Source organism: Polaribacter sp. Hel1_33_96 (assembly GCF_002846595.1).
Lineage (GTDB): Bacteria > Bacteroidota > Bacteroidia > Flavobacteriales > Flavobacteriaceae > Polaribacter.
In genome coordinates this window covers 1,956,066-1,974,216 of sequence record NZ_PJMV01000001.1, presented here as the reverse complement: position 1 = coordinate 1,974,216, position 18,151 = coordinate 1,956,066, and the positions used below count along the sequence as shown (strand labels likewise).

The 18,151-nt window shown below is 30.5% G+C and carries 18 protein-coding genes; 10 read left to right on the top strand and 8 right to left on the bottom strand.

Translation table 11 applies throughout. The annotated features are described in order from the left end of the window. The first annotated feature begins 2 nt into the window (after window positions 1-2). From ATE90_RS08630 to ATE90_RS08620, 3 genes are all read left to right on the top strand, one after another. Window positions 3-1,328, top strand: coding sequence for an ABC transporter permease (locus tag ATE90_RS08630; protein ID WP_101451259.1), 1,326 nt, complete (start codon window positions 3-5; stop codon window positions 1,326-1,328). Further along, window positions 1,329-2,204 (top strand): mechanosensitive ion channel family protein, encoded by an 876-nt coding sequence (locus ATE90_RS08625; RefSeq protein WP_036785095.1) that lies wholly within the window; start codon window positions 1,329-1,331, stop codon window positions 2,202-2,204. Window positions 2,205-2,282: 78 nt separating this feature from the next. Continuing rightward, window positions 2,283-3,446: a sigma-54-dependent transcriptional regulator gene (locus ATE90_RS08620; protein WP_036785097.1), complete on the top strand. Its 1,164-nt coding sequence runs from the start codon at window positions 2,283-2,285 to the stop codon at window positions 3,444-3,446. 66 nt (window positions 3,447-3,512) lie between these two features. On the opposite strand, the gene katG is transcribed toward ATE90_RS08620, so the two are convergent. Then, window positions 3,513-5,711 carry a catalase/peroxidase HPI gene (gene katG / locus ATE90_RS08615; protein WP_036785099.1) on the bottom strand — a complete coding sequence of 733 codons (2,199 nt, stop codon included), beginning with the start codon at window positions 5,709-5,711 and terminating at the stop codon, window positions 3,513-3,515. Between the two features lie 286 nt (window positions 5,712-5,997). Between katG and ATE90_RS08610 the strand changes: the two genes are divergently transcribed. From ATE90_RS08610 to ATE90_RS08600, 3 genes are all read left to right on the top strand, one after another. Next, window positions 5,998-6,639: a peroxiredoxin gene (locus ATE90_RS08610; RefSeq protein WP_036785102.1), complete on the top strand. Its 642-nt coding sequence runs from the start codon at window positions 5,998-6,000 to the stop codon at window positions 6,637-6,639. A gap of 89 nt (window positions 6,640-6,728) precedes the next feature. Continuing rightward, on the top strand, window positions 6,729-7,037 hold the full coding sequence (locus ATE90_RS08605; RefSeq protein ID WP_036785105.1) for a thioredoxin family protein: 309 nt from the start codon (window positions 6,729-6,731) through the stop codon (window positions 7,035-7,037). 2 nt (window positions 7,038-7,039) lie between these two features. Then, a complete protein-coding gene (locus ATE90_RS08600; RefSeq protein WP_036785108.1) occupies window positions 7,040-7,297 on the top strand; it encodes a DUF6952 family protein in 258 nt (85 codons plus the stop codon). A 119-nt stretch (window positions 7,298-7,416) separates the two neighbouring features. Here ATE90_RS08600 and ATE90_RS08595 read toward each other — a convergent pair whose 3' ends face one another. Next, window positions 7,417-7,917, bottom strand: coding sequence for a cupin domain-containing protein (locus ATE90_RS08595; RefSeq protein ID WP_036785110.1), 501 nt, complete (start codon window positions 7,915-7,917; stop codon window positions 7,417-7,419). Continuing rightward, a complete protein-coding gene (locus ATE90_RS13565; protein WP_172824260.1) occupies window positions 7,914-8,072 on the bottom strand; it encodes a hypothetical protein in 159 nt (52 codons plus the stop codon). The genes ATE90_RS08595 and ATE90_RS13565 overlap by 4 nt, the downstream gene beginning before the upstream one ends. 164 nt (window positions 8,073-8,236) lie before the next feature. Here ATE90_RS13565 and ATE90_RS08590 point away from each other — a divergent pair, with 164 nt between their 5' ends. The 4 genes from ATE90_RS08590 to ATE90_RS08575 are packed head-to-tail and all read left to right on the top strand — an operon-like array spanning window position 8,237 to window position 13,391. Further along, a complete protein-coding gene (locus ATE90_RS08590) occupies window positions 8,237-9,091 on the top strand; it encodes a PPK2 family polyphosphate kinase (protein WP_101451257.1) in 855 nt (284 codons plus the stop codon). Next, window positions 9,088-9,915 (top strand): 3'-5' exonuclease, encoded by an 828-nt coding sequence (locus tag ATE90_RS08585; RefSeq protein WP_036785112.1) that lies wholly within the window; start codon window positions 9,088-9,090, stop codon window positions 9,913-9,915. Before ATE90_RS08590 ends, ATE90_RS08585 begins: the two co-directional genes overlap by 4 nt. A 51-nt stretch (window positions 9,916-9,966) precedes the next feature. Continuing rightward, window positions 9,967-10,452, top strand: a complete 486-nt coding sequence (locus tag ATE90_RS08580) for a hypothetical protein (RefSeq protein WP_036785115.1) — start codon at window positions 9,967-9,969, stop codon at window positions 10,450-10,452. Between the two features lie 20 nt (window positions 10,453-10,472). Further along, window positions 10,473-13,391: a glycoside hydrolase family 3 N-terminal domain-containing protein gene (locus ATE90_RS08575; RefSeq protein ID WP_036785117.1), complete on the top strand. Its 2,919-nt coding sequence runs from the start codon at window positions 10,473-10,475 to the stop codon at window positions 13,389-13,391. Window positions 13,392-13,516: 125 nt separating this feature from the next. Here ATE90_RS08575 and ATE90_RS08570 read toward each other — a convergent pair whose 3' ends face one another. The 5 genes from ATE90_RS08570 to ATE90_RS08550 all read right to left on the bottom strand — a co-directional run bounded on the left by ATE90_RS08570 (window position 13,517) and on the right by ATE90_RS08550 (window position 18,143). Next, window positions 13,517-14,569 (bottom strand): lysophospholipid acyltransferase family protein, encoded by a 1,053-nt coding sequence (locus tag ATE90_RS08570; protein ID WP_036788106.1) that lies wholly within the window; start codon window positions 14,567-14,569, stop codon window positions 13,517-13,519. Window positions 14,570-14,574: 5 nt separating this feature from the next. Beyond that, window positions 14,575-15,495 carry a bile acid:sodium symporter family protein gene (locus ATE90_RS08565; RefSeq protein ID WP_036785118.1) on the bottom strand — a complete coding sequence of 307 codons (921 nt, stop codon included), beginning with the start codon at window positions 15,493-15,495 and terminating at the stop codon, window positions 14,575-14,577. A gap of 80 nt (window positions 15,496-15,575) precedes the next feature. After that, window positions 15,576-16,217, bottom strand: a complete 642-nt coding sequence (locus tag ATE90_RS08560) for a DUF4159 domain-containing protein (RefSeq protein ID WP_036785121.1) — start codon at window positions 16,215-16,217, stop codon at window positions 15,576-15,578. Window positions 16,218-16,262: 45 nt separating this feature from the next. Beyond that, window positions 16,263-16,970, bottom strand: coding sequence for a 16S rRNA (uracil(1498)-N(3))-methyltransferase (locus ATE90_RS08555; protein ID WP_036785123.1), 708 nt, complete (start codon window positions 16,968-16,970; stop codon window positions 16,263-16,265). A 51-nt stretch (window positions 16,971-17,021) separates the two neighbouring features. Continuing rightward, a complete protein-coding gene (locus tag ATE90_RS08550) occupies window positions 17,022-18,143 on the bottom strand; it encodes a GTP cyclohydrolase (protein WP_101451255.1) in 1,122 nt (373 codons plus the stop codon). Between the last annotated feature and the right edge of the window lie 8 nt (window positions 18,144-18,151).

Sequence of the window (18,151 nt, the reverse complement as noted above, 5' to 3'; positions counted from 1 at the left end):
AAATGAGTAAGTTAAAATTAATTATACAGAGAGAGTTTATAGCTAAGGTTCGTAATAAATCGTTTTTGGTTATGACCTTTTTAAGTCCTATACTATTGGTTGGTATGGGTGCCTTGGTTTTTTTCCTAATGAAAAAAAATGATGAAAAAGTTAAAGAAATCGTATATGTTGATAATTCAGGGTTGTTTTCAAAAGATGATTTTAAAGATTCAGAAACAATTCGTTATCAAGATTATACTGATTTAGGGATTGCTGAGACTAAGAAAAAAGTTGAAGAAGGAGATTATTATGGAGCTTTAATTATACCAAAACAAGATAGTCTAGAAATTTTAGCAAACGCTATAGAATTTTATTCAAAAGATTCACCTGGTATGTCTGTTATGAATTCTTTGGAAACAAAAATTGAGCGTAAATTAAGAAACGAAAAGCTTAATAATTTTGGAATTGATCTTGAAAAAATTAATGCATCAAAAATTCAGTCAGAGATCAAAATGTTGAATTTTTCAGGAGAGGAATCATCTAAATTAATAAACGGACTAAAGATTGGGGTCGGTTTAATAGCGGGTTACTTATTAATGATGTTTGTAATGATATATGGAACTTCTGTAATGAGAAGTGTAATTGAAGAAAAAACAAGTAGAATTATAGAGATTATAGTTTCATCTGTAAAACCTTTTCAGTTAATGTTGGGTAAAATTATTGGAAATGCTTCTGCAGGTTTATTACAATTTTTAATTTGGGGGATTCTGATATTTATAATTTCAACATTGGCATTCTCTATTTTCGGAATTGATATGGTAGAAATGCAAACTGCAAAATTACCAGCAGAACAATTAGAAGCTGCAAAACAAGCAGCAGGTATGGATAAAATGCAATTGATAATTCAAGAAATTTTAAGATTACCAATTTTAAAAATGTTCATTTTATTTATCTTTTATTTTTTAGGAGGTTATATGTTATACAGTTCCTTGTTTGCTGCAGTTGGGGCTGCAGTTGATAATGAAACAGATACACAACAATTTATGTTGCCAATTATGGGGCCATTAATTCTTGGAGTTTATGTCGGTTTTGCAACTGTAATTAATGATCCTCACGGATCCATAGCAGTGCTGTTTTCACATATTCCATTGACTTCACCAATTGTAATGTTAATGAGAGTTCCTTTCGGAGTTTCTTGGTATGAATTGGCAATATCAATGACTTTATTAGTTATAACATTTGTGTTCATGGTTTGGTTGGCTGCTAAAATTTACAGAGTAGGAATTTTAATGTATGGTAAGAAACCTACCTATAAAGATTTATATAAATGGCTAAAATACAAAGGATAAATGCAAGGTAAATTAGAGAAAGTTACAGACACTATCGTCCAGGAAGCTAATTCAATTTTAGATTATACTTTTACATTTAGTAAAGAAATAAGTATATCTCTTAAAGGATTATTATTTGTTGCAGTAGCTCTTATAATTACAGCTTTTGTGTTAAAACAGATAAGAAGATTTATTACTAGAAAGATGCCAGAAAATGATAAAGTTAAATTCGTAAGTGTTTTTAGCTATATTCGATGGGTGGTGTTTTTAGCTATTTTTTTAATTGCTATGGATGCTTCTGGTGTAAATGTAACTGCTCTTTTTGCAGCTTCAGCAGTGCTTTTAATAGGCGTTGGTTTGGCTTTGCAAACCTTGTTTCAAGACATTATTTCAGGTGTTTTTATTTTGGTAGATCAATCTGTACATGTTGGTGATATCATTGAATTAGAGGGAAAAGTTGGTAGAGTTTTAGATATAAGATTAAGAACTACCAGAGCTGTAACCATAGATAATAAGGTTTTAGTGATTCCGAATCATCTATATTTAACCAACATTTTATTTAATTGGACAGAAAACGGAACAGAAACAAGAGAGTCCTTAACTGTTGGTGTTTCTTATGGAAGTGATGTAGAGTTAGTCAAACAAATTTTGTTAGATGTAGCAAAAAGTCAACATAAGATTTTAAAAACTCCAGAAGCTAAAGTATTATTCACTGATTTTGCTGATAGTTCTCTAAATTTCCAACTCGTTTTTTCTCTAAATGATAGTTTTGAAACAAGATTCATACAAAGCGATTTACGTTTTGAAATAGATAAAAAGTTTCGAGAAAATGGTATTACTATTCCTTTTCCTCAAAGAGATGTGCATATTTTTGGAAGCAAAAAACAATCAGATTAATAAAAATAGTTTTAGTAAAAAGAACAAAATTTAATACTGTTTTCAAAAAAAAAATTAAAACCTTGAAACCAAAAATATATGAGTAAAATATTAATTATTGAGGACGAAGCTGCGATTAGAAGAGTTTTAACAAAAATTATTTCGGAAGAAAATGAAGCTTATCGTGTAGAAGGAGCAGAAGATGGATTGTTAGGAATCGAAATGATTAAGAATAACGATTACGATTTGGTTTTGTGTGATATTAAAATGCCAAAAATGGATGGTGTTGAGGTGTTAGAAAAAGCAAAGAAAATTAAACCAGAAATTCCATTTGTTATGATTTCTGGTCATGGAGATATAGATACGGCTGTAAATACAATGCGTTTAGGAGCTTTTGATTATATCTCAAAACCGCCAGATTTAAATAGACTTTTAAATACGGTTAGAAATGCTTTAGAAAAGAAAGTTTTAATTGTTGAGAATAAGCGATTAAAGAAAAAGGTTAGCAAAAATTATGAAATGATAGGAGATAGTGCTGCTATTTCTCACATTAAAGAAATTATAGAAAAGGTTGCAGCTACAGATGCAAGAGTTTTAATTACAGGTCCTAACGGCACAGGTAAAGAGTTGGTAGCGCACTGGTTGCATGAAAAATCAGACCGTTCGAAAGCACCAATGATTGAAGTAAACTGTGCGGCAATTCCGTCAGAATTAATTGAAAGTGAACTTTTTGGACACGTAAAAGGTTCTTTTACAGGTGCAAATAAGGATAGAGCAGGTAAGTTTGAAGCTGCGAATAGGGGAACTATTTTCTTAGATGAAATTGGGGATATGAGTTTGTCTGCTCAAGCAAAAGTATTGCGTGCCTTGCAAGAAAGTAGAATCTCTAGAGTTGGTTCTGATAAAGATATAAAAATAGATGTTAGGGTAGTTGCAGCTACTAATAAAAATCTAAAAGAAGAAATTGGAGCAGGTAGATTTCGAGAAGATTTGTATCACAGATTAGCGGTCATTTTAATTAAAGTTCCTGCGTTGAATGAAAGAAGAGAGGATGTTCCATTACTGGTGGATTTCTTCTCAAAGAAAATTTCTGAAGCACAAGGAACTCCAATAAAGAAGTTTTCGTTAAAAGCAATCAATCTTTTAAAAGAATATGATTGGACAGGAAATATTCGTGAATTAAGAAATGTGGTTGAACGTTTAATAATTTTAGGAGAAAAAGAGGTTTCTGCAAATGACATTCAACTTTTTGCTAGTAAGTAAAATGTTGTTTTAAAGCCTAAAAAAAGCCTACTAATTATAGCAGGCTTTTTTATTGAATGTATTTTATTATTGTAAATCAAAACGATCAAGATTCATCACTTTAGTCCAAGCAGTAATAAAATCATTTACAAATTTTTCTTTGTTGTCATTTTGTGCATAAACTTCAGAAACTGCTCTTAATTCTGTATTTGAGCCAAAAATTAAATCTGCTCGAGTTCCTGCAAACTTCATGGCTCCAGTTTTACGATCTCGTCCAATAAATTCTTTATCTTCTGACGCAGTTGCATTCCATGTTACAGAAAAATCAAGAATATTTGTAAAGAAATCATTTGTTAAACTTCCAACATTATCAGTAAGAACGCCAAGTTTAGAACCATCATAATTTGCTCCTAAAACACGCAATCCTCCAACAAGTGCTGTCATTTCTGGAATACTTAGAGTTAGTAAGTTAGCGCGATCTACTAATAAGCCTTCGGCAGCCACATCCAATTTAGAGTTCATATAGTTTCTAAATCCATCTGCCAAAGGTTCTAAGTATCCAAACGATTCTAAATCTGTTTGCTCTTGTGTAGCATCACCTCTACCTTGAGAAAATGGAACAGTCATATTATGTCCAGCTTTTCTTACAGCTTCTTCAACTGCTGCGGTTCCTGCTAATACAATTAAATCTGCCATAGAAATAGTTTCCTTAAATTCACTTTGAATTTTTTCTAATACAGTTAAAACTTTATTTAATTCAGATGGGTTATTTACCTCCCAGCTTCTTTGTGGCTCTAGACAAATACGAGCACCATTTGCTCCGCCACGCATATCTGAACCTCTAAATGTAGAAGCCGAAGCCCAAGCCGTTTTAACCAATTCTGATATTGATAAACCTGATGCTAAAATCATTTTTTTAAGGGAAGAAATATCAGAGTTTGATAAATTATAACTAACTGCGGGAATTGGGTCTTGCCATAATAATTCCTCTTTCGGAACTTCAGGACCTAAATAACGGCTTATTGGTCCCATATCACGATGTGTTAATTTGTACCAAGCTCGAGCAAAAGCATCTTCAAAAGCTTTATGATCTTTATGAAAACGCTTAGATATTTCTAAATAAGTTGGATCCATTTTTAATGCTATATCTGCAGTCGACATCATTAAAGCTTGTTCGCTATTTGCGTCTCCGGCTTTTGGTGCCATTCTAGCTTTTGATGCTTTAGTTGGAGTCCATTGATGAGCTCCAGCTGGACTTTTAGTTAATTCCCAATCATAATTTAATAAAACATCAAAATATTCATCATCCCAACGTGTTGGACTTGGTGTCCAAGCACCTTCTAAACCACTCGTAATTGTATCATCTAAAACACCAGAACCGAAACTGTTTTTCCACCCAGTGCTCATTTCTTCAATTGACGCTCCATGAGGTTCAGTTCCAACATACTTATTTGGGTCAGCAGCGCCATGAGCTTTACCAAATGTATGTCCACCAGCAACTAAAGCCACAGTTTCCTCATCATTCATTGCCATACGACCAAACGTAATTTTTATATCATGTGCAGATTTTAAGGGATTTGGTTCTCCATTTGGACCTTCCGGGTTTACGTAGATTAATCCCATATGAACAGCTCCTAAATGACCTTCTAAGTCACCATCACTTGTGTCATATCGCTCATCATTACCTAACCATTGATTTTCAGAACCCCAATAAATATCTTCTTCTGGTTCCCAAACATCTGCCCGTCCACCAGCAAAACCAAATGTTTTGAATCCCATTGATTCTAGTGCACAATTTCCGGCAAGAATCATCAAATCTGCCCAAGAAATTTTATTTCCATATTTCTTTTTTATTGGCCATAATAATAAACGTGCTTTATCTAAATTACCATTATCTGGCCAACTGTTTAATGGTGCAAATCGTTGTGTTCCAGATCCTGCTCCTCCGCGCCCATCTCCAACGCGATAAGTTCCTGCACTATGCCAAGCCATACGAATCATAAATGGACCGTAATGTCCATAATCTGCTGGCCACCAATCTTGAGAATCTGTCATTAAATTAATAATATCTTGCTTTAGTTCATTGTAATTGACACTGTTAAAAGCTTTCGAATAATCAAAATCTTCACCCAATGGGTTAGATTTTGCTCCATTTTGGCGCAGAATATTTAATTTTAACTCATTTGGCCACCAATCTCTGTTAGAAGTTCCCCCTCCAGCTGTTTTTTTTTGTGTACCACTTTGAAATGGACATTTACTTATGTCTCCATTCTTATTATGCTCCATTTTTCTAGTTTTAAAATTAGTATAATCCAAATTTACGATAAAAATATTGATGATTTTTATCTATATTTCTTATTTGATCATAACTTAAATTTATCAAAAACATGCATAAATGCTTGATAATATATGTTTTGTGGTTTTGTAGGATGATGAGGATTGTAATTAAATTATCTACATAAGAAAATCTTATTTTAAAATAAGTAAAAAAATTTGTCTCAGTTTTTTATTAGTTTAAACTAGAATATATTTGCGGCTTAAAATTATTAATCAATAATAAATAACAGAAAAAATGGCAACTTTAGTTGGAAAAAAATTCCCAGATTTAAATGTAGACGCAATGAATGATATGGGAGATACATTTAAATTAAATGTTTTAAAAGAAGCAAAAAATAAAGGAAAAAAAGTATTATTGTTTTGGTATCCAAAGGATTTTACATTTGTATGTCCTACAGAATTACACGCTTTTGAAGCAGCTTTAGCTGAGTTTGAAGAAAGAAATACAATTGTAATTGGTGCATCTTGTGATACTCCAGAAGTTCATTTTGCTTGGTTAAGTACTTCTAAAGACAATGGAGGAATTGAAGGTGTTTCTTATTCTTTGTTAGCAGATAGCAATAGAAACTTATCTTCAATTTTAGGAATCTTAGATATTACGAATGAGACATTTGATGAAGCCTCACAAACTATTCAGGTAGAAGGAGATAATGTAACTTATAGAGCAACTTATTTAATTGATGAAGAAGGAACTGTTTTTCATGAAGGAATCAATCATATGCCAGTAGGCAGAAATGTAAATGAGTTTTTACGTTTAATTGATGCTTATGCACATGTGCAATCTCATGGAGAAGTATGTCCTGCAAACTGGGAAGAAGGTAAAGATGCAATGTCTCCTGATGCAAAAGGAACAGCAGCGTATTTAGCTTCTCATTAAATAATTAGTTATTATTAGAAAGCATAACAATCTTAAATTAGAAAATAGATTAGTTCGTTTTACTTATAATATCACAAAATTAAAAAAAAATGGTACAAGAATTAAGTCAAGATAATTTAGCAGAAATAGTTTCTGATAATCAAAAGGTAGTCGTACAATTTTCTGCATCATGGTGCGGAAACTGCCGTATAATGAAGCCAAAATTTAAAAAATTATCTTCAGAAAATGAAGACGTTGCTTTTGTGATTGTCGATGCAGAAAAATTTCCTGAAAGTAGAAAATTAGCAGATGTTAGTAATTTGCCAACTTTTGCAACTTTTGTTGATGGTAAATTTTTAAATCAAACACAAACGAACAAGTTTGATGTTTTAAAAGATTTAGTAAACCAAGTTATTTAATTATGAAACTACCTGTAATAAAACACTTAACCAGTTTTATTGAAGAAAACGACCAAGATTACGTTTTAGAAACAATAGAAACCTTAGAAGCTTTAACTGAAGTTTCGTCTTTAAAGGATGAAGAATTAGATGTTATTGGAGAATTGATTTCTAATATGTATGGTGCTTTAGAAGTTCATAAAATGATTAAAGAAGGTACTCAGAAAAAAGAAGCATTAAATATTTTTATGAAACGTGTATTGGGTTCTATTGATCAATAGTTCTGATTTTTAATATAAAAATTAAATCCTGAGTGAAAACTCGGGATTTTTTTCAATTAATTGTAATTCAAAAGTTTCTTATTCATAAAATTTAATACAATAAAACACTATTTTTTATTTTAATGATGGGTTAATTGCTTTATAATTTTCTTATGTTTTGGAAATTTTTTTGAAAGTTCTTTGCAACTGGGAAGTACAAAATCTCTGAAGTCAAAACCAGGCGAAACTGTGCATCCGGTGAAAGAAAAAGAATTTTTTTCTAAAACTTCAGCAGCAAAATAATACCCAGCAGGCACTGTGAATTGTAAGATTTCACCATTTAGAAAATCATTTCCAATCAATACAGTAGCATGTGCTCCGTTTGGTGAAATCGTGTGTAATCTTAAAGTCGTTCCGGTATAAAAATGCCAAATTTCATCTTGATTTATCTTATGAAAAGCAGAGAATTTATCAGAGGTTAGTAAAAAATAAATACTCGTACAATAATTTCTGTTTCCATCAAATTCATTTCCTAGATGTTTTGATTGAATTTCACCGTTACTTCGATAAGTTTCCTTAAAGTAGCCACCTTCGGGATGCTCGATTAAATTAAAATGACTAATAATTTTTGCAACTTTCATTCCGTATTTTTATTTTCGTTTACTTTTTTAATAATCGCTTTTAAACGCTCTTTTGTAAGTTGTTTTTCTAGCTTTACTTTGTTGATTTTTTGATTCATCAACTTTGTGTGTTTAGCTTTGTTAACCGTATTTTTTGCTTTCCCTTTTTTAGGCATTTAGATAGAATTATGAAACGAATTTAAGGAATTTTATTTCTAAAAACTGGTTTAAGTGTTTATAAAATTTGTGAAAAAATTATCATTTTAATCGATAAAAGCCATCTCAAAACTAATAGAAAACCCATGTTTTTTTTTATCTTTAAAGAATAATTAGAATGAACATGGATTTAGAAAAATATGAAGTCACAAGTGCCATAAATATAAAAGATTTTTCTACAAAGGAAGTAATAGAAGATTCGAAAAAGGAACTTAAAAAAGTAAGAAAAAAAATAAGTACGTTGCAAGATAGGATGTATGCAGAAGGAAAATATAGCATACTTATTTGCCTACAAGGAATGGATACATCTGGAAAAGATAGCCTGATTAGAGAGGTTTTTAAAGATGTAAATGCACGTGGAGTGGAAGTTCATAGCTTCAAAGTTCCAACAGAATTAGAATTAAAACATGATTTCTTATGGCGTCATTATTTAGCACTTCCTTCAAAAGGCAAAATAGGAGTTTTTAACAGAACCCATTATGAAAATGTGTTGGTTACAAGAGTCCACCCTGAATATATTTTTGGCGAAAACATACCAGGCGTAAGAAGTTTAAGCGATTTGAATGATGAATTTTATCATGATAGAATGGATAGAATTAACAATTTTGAAAATCATCTTGCTAAAAGTGGAACAATTATTTTAAAGTTCTTTTTAAATTTATCTAAAGATGAACAAAAAAATAGATTATTAAGAAGGTTAAATTTACCAGAAAAGAATTGGAAGTTCTCGACAGGAGATTTAAAAGAACGCAAACTATGGGATAAATATCAGTATTGTTATGAAGATTTATTAAACAGAACCTCCAAAGAAAATGCTCCTTGGTTTGTAATTCCGGCAGATGATAAACCAACAGCAAGATTACTTTTAGCTGAAATTTTATTAAAAAACTTAAAAAAATATAACTTTAAAGAACCAACTTTACCGTTAAAAATTGTTGATCAAATAGATGATTTTAAAGCACAATTAAATAATAAATGAATTTAGACTTAAAAAAACCAATTGTATTTTTCGATTTAGAAACTACGGGTATTAATATTGCAAACGACAAAATTGTAGAAATTTCAATTTTAAAAGTTTTTCCAAATGGAAATAAAGAAAGTAAAACATGGTTGGTAAATCCAGAAATGGAAATTCCACAAGGTTCTATAGATGTGCACGGAATTACAAATGAAAAAGTAGCTACAGAACCTACTTTTAAAGAGTTAGCCTCCAAAGTAAATGAAATGATTTCAGGCTGTGATTTAGCAGGATTTAATTCAAACAGATTTGACATTCCTTTATTAGCAGAAGAATTAATGCGCGCAGGAATTGATTTTGATATGAAGAATAGAAAAGCAATCGATGTACAAGTTATTTTTCATAAAAAAGAACAGCGAACTTTAAGTGCGGGATATCAATTTTATTGCGAAAAAGAATTAGAAGGTGCTCATGGAGCAGAGGCAGATACAAATGCTACTTATGAAATTTTGCTGGCTCAATTAACTAAATACAAGGATATAGGAAACACAGTTGATGCGTTAAGTGAATATTCAACACATGGGAAAAGAGCAGATTTTGCAGGTTTTATTTTGATGAATGAAGAAGACCAAGAAATTTTTTCTTTTGGAAAATATAAAGGAAGAACAGTTGTTGAGGTGCTAAAAGAAAATCCTGGTTATAATAATTGGATTCAGAATGCAGATTTCCCTTTATACACCAAAAAAGTGTTGAGAGAAATTAAAGAAAGAATGTCTGCTCCAAAGAATAAAATGTCTGATGCAGAAAAATTAGAGGCCTTGCAACAAAAATTTAATTTGAGGTAATATTTAATCACAGATTAGGGCCTTTACGCATATCAATTAATTTAGAATAAAATGTTTATAAAATATAAGAATTTACCAAGCAATTCTCGTGTTTGGATTTATCAGTCAGCCAGAGAGTTCACAAATAAAGAGGTTGACTTTATAGCTTTAAAATCAGAAGATTTTATTAATCAATGGACACGTCATGGAGATGATTTAAAAGGTTCATTTACCATAAAATACAGACAGTTTTTAATTTTAGCCGTAGATGAAAGTTTTAACAATATTTCTGGTTGCTCTATTGATAGTTCAGTTCGTTTTATACAAGAATTAGAGAAAGAATTACAATTAGATTTAATGAATAAAATGAATGTTACCTTTAAAAATAATGATACAATTAATTTAGTGAATTTGGCTGCTTTTCAGAAATTTGCAAAAGACGGAAAAATAGGTCAAGAAACCATTGTTTTCAATAATATGGTAAATACCAAGGAAGATTTTGAAAACAATTGGGAAGTTCCAGCAAAAAAAAGCTGGCATAAACGCTTTTTAATATAAATATTGAGTTAAAACAGAGTATGAAAAAAAGAGTACTGTTATTGTTTTTAATTGCATTTGTTTGCACATTACAATCACAAAGAATAGATCCTTTAAGAACTAGAGATTTTGAAGCTCAGGAAATTTGGGTAGACAGTATTATGAATAATATGTCAATCGATGAAAAAATTGGCCAGATGTTTATGGTGCAAGCATATTCTAATTTAGATGAAGAACATGCAATCTTTATTTCTGAATTGATTACGAAACATCATGTTGGTAATTTGATTTTTATGCAGGGAACTCCAGAAAAACAGGCTGTTTTAAATAATAGATATCAAACGCTTTCTAAAGTTCCTTTAATGATTGGTTTTGATGGAGAATGGGGTTTAGATATGCGTTTAAAAAACACCTACAAGTTTCCTTGGAACATGACTTTGGGTGCAATCAAAAATGATTCTTTAGTAAAGGAATTTGGAGAACATTTAGGGAAACATTGTAAAAGGTTAGGAATTCATATTAATTTTGCACCGGTTGTAGATGTAAATGTAAATCCAGAAAATCCGATTATTGGCAATCGCTCTTTTGGAGAGAGTAAAGAGAATGTTACGCAAAAAGCAATTGCTTTTACCCATGGAATGCAAAAGTATGGAGTGATGGCAAATGCAAAACATTTTCCTGGTCATGGTGATACAGCAGCAGATTCTCATCACACATTACCACTTTTAAATTTTGACAAAGCACGTTTAGATTCTATTGAATTGTACCCTTACAGTAAAGTTTTTGACGCTGGTATTGGCAGTGTAATGACGGCACATTTAAACATACCAAGTTTAGAACCGAATGGAACATTACCTACATCACTTTCAAAAAATGTAGTTACAAATCTATTGCAACAAGAGTTGGGTTTTAATGGGCTGATTATTACTGATGGTTTAAATATGAAAGGGGCTACAAATTATGCGAGATCAGCAGAAATTAATTTATCAGCAATTCAAGCAGGTAATGATTTGCTTTTAATTCCGCAAAATGTGCCTGCGAGTATAAGAATTATAAAACAAGCTCTTGCGCTTAAAACGCTATCAGAAGAGAGAATCAATAAATCTGTTCGTAAGATCTTGAAAGCAAAATATTGGATGGGTTTAAATAATTATAAACCTATAGAAATTTCAGGCTTGCAGGAAGATTTAAACACTATTGAAGATGAATTGCTTCATAGAAAATTGTTGAAAAATGCAATTACTTTGATAAAAGATTCAGATCAAAATATTCCTCTAGGAAACTTAGAATATAAGAAAATTGCTTACGTTAAATTAGGGGATGATTCTGGAGATCATTTCGTAAATATGTTAAAAAATTACACGAAAGTGGAAGTGATAAGTGATAACAATTTAGATGGATTATTAACAAAACTGAAATCCTATAATCAAGTAATTATTGGTTTTCATAAATCAAACAAGCATCCTTGGAAGAGCTATAGATTTAAAAATAAAGAATTAGTTTGGTTACAAGAAATTGCAAGAAACAAAAAAGTTATCCTAGATGTATTCGCAAGCCCTTACAGTTTGTTACAAGTAAAAACATTCGTCAATATAGAAGCTATAATCGTATCGTATCAAAACAGTAAATTAGCACAAGAACTTTCTGCACAAATGATTTTTGGAGCTTTTAAAGCTCAAGGAAAATTACCTGTTTCTATAGGCGAAGAATTTAAAGTAGGTCATGGTTTACAATCTTATAGTTTAAGTAGATTGGAATATACAATTCCAGAAGAAGCTCAAGTATCCTCAAAAAAATTAGCCTTAATAGATAAATTAGCTGATACTATTTTAGAAGAAAAAATGGCTCCAGGGTTTCAGGTTTTAGTTGCAAGAAAAGGTAAAGTTATTTTTCAAAAAAGTTACGGATATCATACTGCAAATGAAGTTAGAAAAGTTAGAAATTCGGACATGTATGATCTTGCATCTCTTACTAAAATTTTAGCTTCTTTACCATTGATAATGAAAGCTGAAGAAGAACAAAAAATAAGGCTATCTGCCAGTCTACAAGATATTTTACCAAGTTTTAAAAACAGCAACAAAGGGGCGGTTTCAGTAAAGGAAATCCTTTCTCATTATGGAAGATTAAAGGCTTGGATTCCTTTTTACAAAGGTGCTCAAGACAGTTTTTCAGGTAAAAATTCATCTAAATTTTATAGAAAAAAAAGAAACTCAAAGTTTAATATAGAGGTTGCTGAAAATTTATATATCAGTAAATTTTATAAAGATAGTATTTATAAGTATATAAGAGAAGCAGATCAGAGAGAGAAAAACGGTTATAAATATAGTGATTTAGGGTATTATTTATTCAAGGAAGCGCTAGAAAACACTTACAATAAACCATTAAATAAATTAGTTAATCAAAAATTTTACAATTCTTTAGGAGCAAATAGAATGACCTATTTACCTCTTGCTAAGTTTAATAAATCGGAGATTGTACCTTCAGAAAAGGACGATTATTTTCGAAATCAATTACTACATGGTCATGTGCATGATATGGGGGCGGCAATGTTAGGCGGAGTAGGGGGCCATGCGGGTTTGTTTGCTAATGCAAATGATGTCGCAAAAATTATGCAAATGTACTTGCAGAAAGGGTTTTATGGTGGAAGGCGATATTTAAAACCAGAAACTATAGGTAAATTTAATACACGTTATTTTTCGGAGAAAAAAGTACGCAGAGGTTTAGGTTTTGATAAACCTCAATTAAACCCGAAAGTAAAAGCAACTTGTGGTTGTGTCTCTGATGAAAGTTTTGGTCATTCGGGATTTACAGGCACTTATACCTGGGCAGATCCTAAAAGCGAAATTGTTTATGTTTTTCTATCGAACAGGGTATATCCTCACATGAACAATACAGGTTTAATTAAAACGAACATGCGTACTAAAATTCAACAGGTCATTCAAGATGCGATAATAGATTAGAAGCTGCTTCCTATTTATTAGCAGCTCTTTTTAGATCGTCTTTTTGAATTTTTTTTGTCAAAACTATGATTGGCGTATTTTTAGAATTAAATTGCTCCATAAGATTCTTTAAGAACCATTTTTATTTAAGTTTTTTCTGCATTTGTTTCTGAAAATTTGGAGTAAATAAAGACTATGACTATGGAAGTGAATAAGTAACAAGTAGCAATTTTCCAATCAAAAAATAGATAGAAAATCCAAGTTTGTAAAACATAAAAAAAAGGAAAAGCAAACAAGCTAAATGTGAATCTAAAAGTATCTATAAATTCAATTTCATCAATTTTTTTAGAAGCTTTTCTCCAAATAAAAAAAGGGATTAAACTATTTAAAATAATAATATAATACAAAGGTTGTAAGAAGTTTAGATGTTTCTTTTTTTGTTTTGGATAATTTCCAGATTCAATAATTTTATTAATTGAATCAACATTTGTAAAATCAACATTTAAGCTGTTTAACTTGGCCAAAATTGAGCAGTATTTTTCATCATCAGGAATATGAACACTTAATTTTTTTAGTTGCTTGCTAACCTCATCTTTTAAATTATTGATGGAAGAAGTTATTTCATTTGATTTATAAAATGTTTCAACTGCAATAGGTTTGCCAAAAACAATAGCTACCTTTGAGGGATAAAAAGAAGTATTTTGATAGGTAAGTCCAACTGGAATTACGCTTATTTTTAAATCAGGATATTTATCTAAAGCACCAAAAACAATCCTTGTAAATCCTTTACTTAAATTTCTAATAGTTCTTTTTCTATTATGACTTGCTTCAGGATAAATCAGTAAAGTTTCTCCTCTTTTAAAAATCTCAAAACAGTTTTCAAAAACTTCTTTATTTTTTGCCATTTGACTCGATCCATCTCTAATTCTATAAATGGGTATTAAGTTTAAACTTTCCAAAAACTTCTTAATAAAGGGCTTTTTAAAAGCCGCAGCTCTCACTAAATAATGACTTTCTCTTCGGCAATTTGTAGTTACGATTAAAGGATCTATTAATCCATTAGGATGATTTGCGCAAAACAAAATAGCTCCTTTTTTCGGAATATTTTTTTCACCAGAAACCAATATTCTTTTGCTGTAAAAGAACAAACCTATTTTTACGAAAAATCTAAATAAGTTGTACCAAGTTTTTTGTATCATCTTAATTATATATTCTTTTTTCTTCCCCAAAAAGTAGCCAACGCCATTCCTGAAAACACATCCCAAATTCCCCAAAAAGCGGCTAGTAAAGCCATTCCTCCTAAACCATCGAAAAATCCAAAAATTAAAAGTAATCCTAAACCACCATTCTGAATGCCTGTTTCCATAGAAATTGTTTTACAATCCTGTTGTTTTAATCCAAAACTTTTGGCTGTATAAAAACCAAGAATAAAAGCAAAAATATTATGAAAAATAACCAAGAACAGCACATGGTGAATGTAGCTTACAAACACATCTAAGTTTTGAGAAAAAGCTACAAAAATAAGCACAATGAAAACAGTCATAGAAAGAGGTTTTAATATTTTTTCTATTTTAATTGCTATTTCTGAATGGTAATGTTTAATAACCATCCCTAGAATTAATGGAATTCCTAAAATCAAAGAAACTAGTTTGAGTAAGTCTACCCAATTTAATTCAACTGTTTTTAAAATTTCATTTGTAGGCTCGTACATACTGCCCCAAAATTGTAAATTAAAAGGAGTCATAAAAATACAAATCAATGTTGCGAAAGCTGTTAAACTAACAGAGAGGGCGGCATTACCTCCCGCCATTTTACTAAAAAAATTTGATACATTTCCTCCGGGACAAGCCGCAATCATCATCATTCCTAATGCAAAACTTGGATGAGGTTCTATAATTAAAATTGCAAAAAAAGTGACTGCTGGTAATAAAATAAATTGTGATAGCACGCCTACAAAAACTATTTTCGGATTTTTAAAAAGACGACTAAAATCGTCAATTCGAATACCTAAAGCAACACCAAACATAATGACTGCAATTGCAATATTTAATATCCATAAACCCTCTGAATCGAAGTTTATTTTAATGTCATCAATATTAATTGTTATATCCGTTAGTAAAAACATATTTTTATTTCATTTTCTATAGGCACCAAGTTGCATGTTTTTTTGAGAGACTTTAAGGGTAAGTTATTTAAAGATATTCTCTAATTTAAAAAAGCATATGAAATAATATTTGCACCCATTTTTAATGCTTTTTCGCGTAATTCTTTTGGATTATTGTGTATAATTTCATCTTCCCAACCATCACTTAAATCTGTTTCGTAATCGTAAAAAACAACTAATCTTCCTTCATAAAACAACCCAAAACCTTGTGCAGGCTTTTTATCATGTTCATGTATTTTTGGCATTCCTTCAGGGAATTTAAAAGTCTGATTATAAATTGCGTGATTACTAGGAATCTCTTTAAAATCTAACTTAGGGAATACTTTTTTGAGCTCTCTCCGTATAAATTTGTCTAAACCATAATTGTCAGAAATGTGCAAAAATCCTCCAGAAATTAAATAGTTTTTTAAATTAATTGCTTCTTCATCAGAAAAGAAAACATTTCCATGACCAGTCATAAATATTAGTGGAAAATTATAAAGATCTTCACTGCCAATAGTTACAGATTGTGGATTTTTAGAAATAGTAGTTTTAATAGTTTTATTTGTAAACTCCACTAAATTAGGAATTGCTGTAGGGTTAGCATACCAATCTCCGCCACCATTATATTTTAAGACAGCAACATCTTGTGCATAGGTCGATAAAGAGATTAAAAGAATAAGTAGTGTTATAAACTGCTTCATAGATTATTCAATAAATGAATTTAAAGCAAGATACTAAAAATGATGTTACTGATTTATAAAAGATACATTTTGTACAGCAACCAAAGCAGCCGTCTCAGTGCGTAATCTACTTTCCCCTAAAGAAATAGGAATCATGTTTTTTGTTAAACATTTTTTTATTTCTTCGGATGAAAAATCACCTTCAGGACCAATTAAAATAGTAATTTTTTCTGCCGGATTTAAAACAGTATTCAGTAATTTTTTATTGTCATCTTCACAATGTGCAATGCATACTTTTCCATCAAAATCTTGAAGGATAAACTCATTAAACTTTATCGGAGGATTTAATTTTGGAATTGTAAATTTTAGTGATTGTTTCATAGCAGATTGAATAATCTTCTTGTAACGCTCAATTTTTATAATCCTTCTTTCTGAATTATGACAAATAATCGGTGTAATTTCATCAATACCAATTTCTGTTGCTTTTTCTAAAAACCATTCCATTCGGTCATTTAATTTTGTAGGTGCGATTGCTATGTGAACATGGTAATTCCAGGGTTTTGGTCTCTCTTTTGAAGAAACAATTTCTGCAATACATTTCTTATCACTTGCAAAACTAATTTTAGCATCAAATAGAAAACCTTTTCCGTTTGTGATTTTTAAGACATCATTTTCTTTTTTGCGTAAAACACGCACAATATGTTTACTTTCAATTTTATCAAAAGTAACTTGAGTAGTTTTAGAAGAAATTTCAGAATTATAAAATAGTTGCATTTTTTTTATTTTTCAGATTTTCAAATTTATTATTATCAACTCACAATTGAATTACAGAATCCTCTTTTTATAGGTTCGCCGTCGTTTATGAGTTATTGGAGCAAATTTTTCCCATAATTTATTGATAGCTTCATTGTCTTCTAATTCAGGAGTTCTTATACAATTATTGATTCCCAATGGCCCAAATGTTTTTGTGTATTGATCAAAAATTATGGCGTGTACACCTTTATTTTGATAATCTGGATGCACTCCAATTAAATAAAAAGTAACATCTTTTGAATATTTTCTTGCTTTCAATAAATGAAATAAACCAAAAGGAAATAACTTGCCTTTTGCCTTTTGCAGAGCTTCAGAAAATGAAGGCATAACAATAGCGAAAGCCACCAGCTTATTCTGCTCATTGACCACAAATTTTATATATTCTGGATTTATAAAAGAAATATATTTTTTTTTAAAAAAAGCAATCTGACTTTCAGAAATGGGCACAAAAGTTGATAATTTAGAGTAAGCTGCACTAAAAACTTCAAACATTTCATCTACATAGGGCATAATCTCTTTTGTTTTTGTAAAGTCTAATGCCGTAAGTTTAAACCGTGTTTTGATAATGTTACTTATTCTATTAAAATAAGCACTATCTACGTTTTTGAACTTGAATTTATTCTCTAAATATTCTTTTTCTTTTACAAAACCTAATTGTTCTAAGTGGTCTTTATAATAAGGATGATTATACCAAGTAATCATCGTTCCTAAATGATCAAAACCATCAGTTAAAACTCCAGTTTTGTCAAGATTATTAAAACCTACTGGCCCTTCAATATACTCAAGATTATTTTTAACCCCAATTTCTTTGACTCTGTTTATTAGTGCTTTTGTAACTTCTATATCGTCTATGGTATCAAACCATCCAAAACGCATTTTTTTAATTTGTTGCTTTTCAACTTCAAACCAATTAATAATCGCAACAATTCTACCAACAATTTTCTTATTTCTGATGGCTACAAAAAATTGAGCTTCGGCATTTTCAAACACAGGGTTTTTTTCTGAGTCAAAATTATCAACTTCGTCTTTTATAATTGGAGGTACCCAGTATTTGTTATCTTTATAAAGTGAAAAAGGAAAAATGACAAACTCTTTCATTTCCTTTTTTGTAGTAATTTTTTTAAGTGTAATCATGAAACAAA

Excerpts from the sequence above, each read along its gene's own strand:
- ATE90_RS08630 (WP_101451259.1), top strand. The coding sequence starts at position 3 with ATGAGTAAGTTAAAATTAATTATACAGAGAGAGTTTATAGCTAAGGTT.
- ATE90_RS08625 (WP_036785095.1), top strand. The coding sequence starts at position 1,329 with ATGCAAGGTAAATTAGAGAAAGTTACAGACACTATCGTCCAGGAAGCT.
- ATE90_RS08620 (WP_036785097.1), top strand. The coding sequence starts at position 2,283 with ATGAGTAAAATATTAATTATTGAGGACGAAGCTGCGATTAGAAGAGTT.
- katG (WP_036785099.1), bottom strand. The coding sequence starts at position 5,711 with ATGGAGCATAATAAGAATGGAGACATAAGTAAATGTCCATTTCAAAGT.
- ATE90_RS08610 (WP_036785102.1), top strand. The coding sequence starts at position 5,998 with ATGGCAACTTTAGTTGGAAAAAAATTCCCAGATTTAAATGTAGACGCA.
- ATE90_RS08605 (WP_036785105.1), top strand. The coding sequence starts at position 6,729 with ATGGTACAAGAATTAAGTCAAGATAATTTAGCAGAAATAGTTTCTGAT.
- ATE90_RS08600 (WP_036785108.1), top strand. The coding sequence starts at position 7,040 with ATGAAACTACCTGTAATAAAACACTTAACCAGTTTTATTGAAGAAAAC.
- ATE90_RS08595 (WP_036785110.1), bottom strand. The coding sequence starts at position 7,917 with ATGAAAGTTGCAAAAATTATTAGTCATTTTAATTTAATCGAGCATCCC.
- ATE90_RS13565 (WP_172824260.1), bottom strand. The coding sequence starts at position 8,072 with ATGCCTAAAAAAGGGAAAGCAAAAAATACGGTTAACAAAGCTAAACAC.
- ATE90_RS08590 (WP_101451257.1), top strand. The coding sequence starts at position 8,237 with ATGGATTTAGAAAAATATGAAGTCACAAGTGCCATAAATATAAAAGAT.
- ATE90_RS08585 (WP_036785112.1), top strand. The coding sequence starts at position 9,088 with ATGAATTTAGACTTAAAAAAACCAATTGTATTTTTCGATTTAGAAACT.
- ATE90_RS08580 (WP_036785115.1), top strand. The coding sequence starts at position 9,967 with ATGTTTATAAAATATAAGAATTTACCAAGCAATTCTCGTGTTTGGATT.
- ATE90_RS08575 (WP_036785117.1), top strand. The coding sequence starts at position 10,473 with ATGAAAAAAAGAGTACTGTTATTGTTTTTAATTGCATTTGTTTGCACA.
- ATE90_RS08570 (WP_036788106.1), bottom strand. The coding sequence starts at position 14,569 with ATGATACAAAAAACTTGGTACAACTTATTTAGATTTTTCGTAAAAATA.
- ATE90_RS08565 (WP_036785118.1), bottom strand. The coding sequence starts at position 15,495 with ATGTTTTTACTAACGGATATAACAATTAATATTGATGACATTAAAATA.
- ATE90_RS08560 (WP_036785121.1), bottom strand. The coding sequence starts at position 16,217 with ATGAAGCAGTTTATAACACTACTTATTCTTTTAATCTCTTTATCGACC.
- ATE90_RS08555 (WP_036785123.1), bottom strand. The coding sequence starts at position 16,970 with ATGCAACTATTTTATAATTCTGAAATTTCTTCTAAAACTACTCAAGTT.
- ATE90_RS08550 (WP_101451255.1), bottom strand. The coding sequence starts at position 18,143 with ATGATTACACTTAAAAAAATTACTACAAAAAAGGAAATGAAAGAGTTT.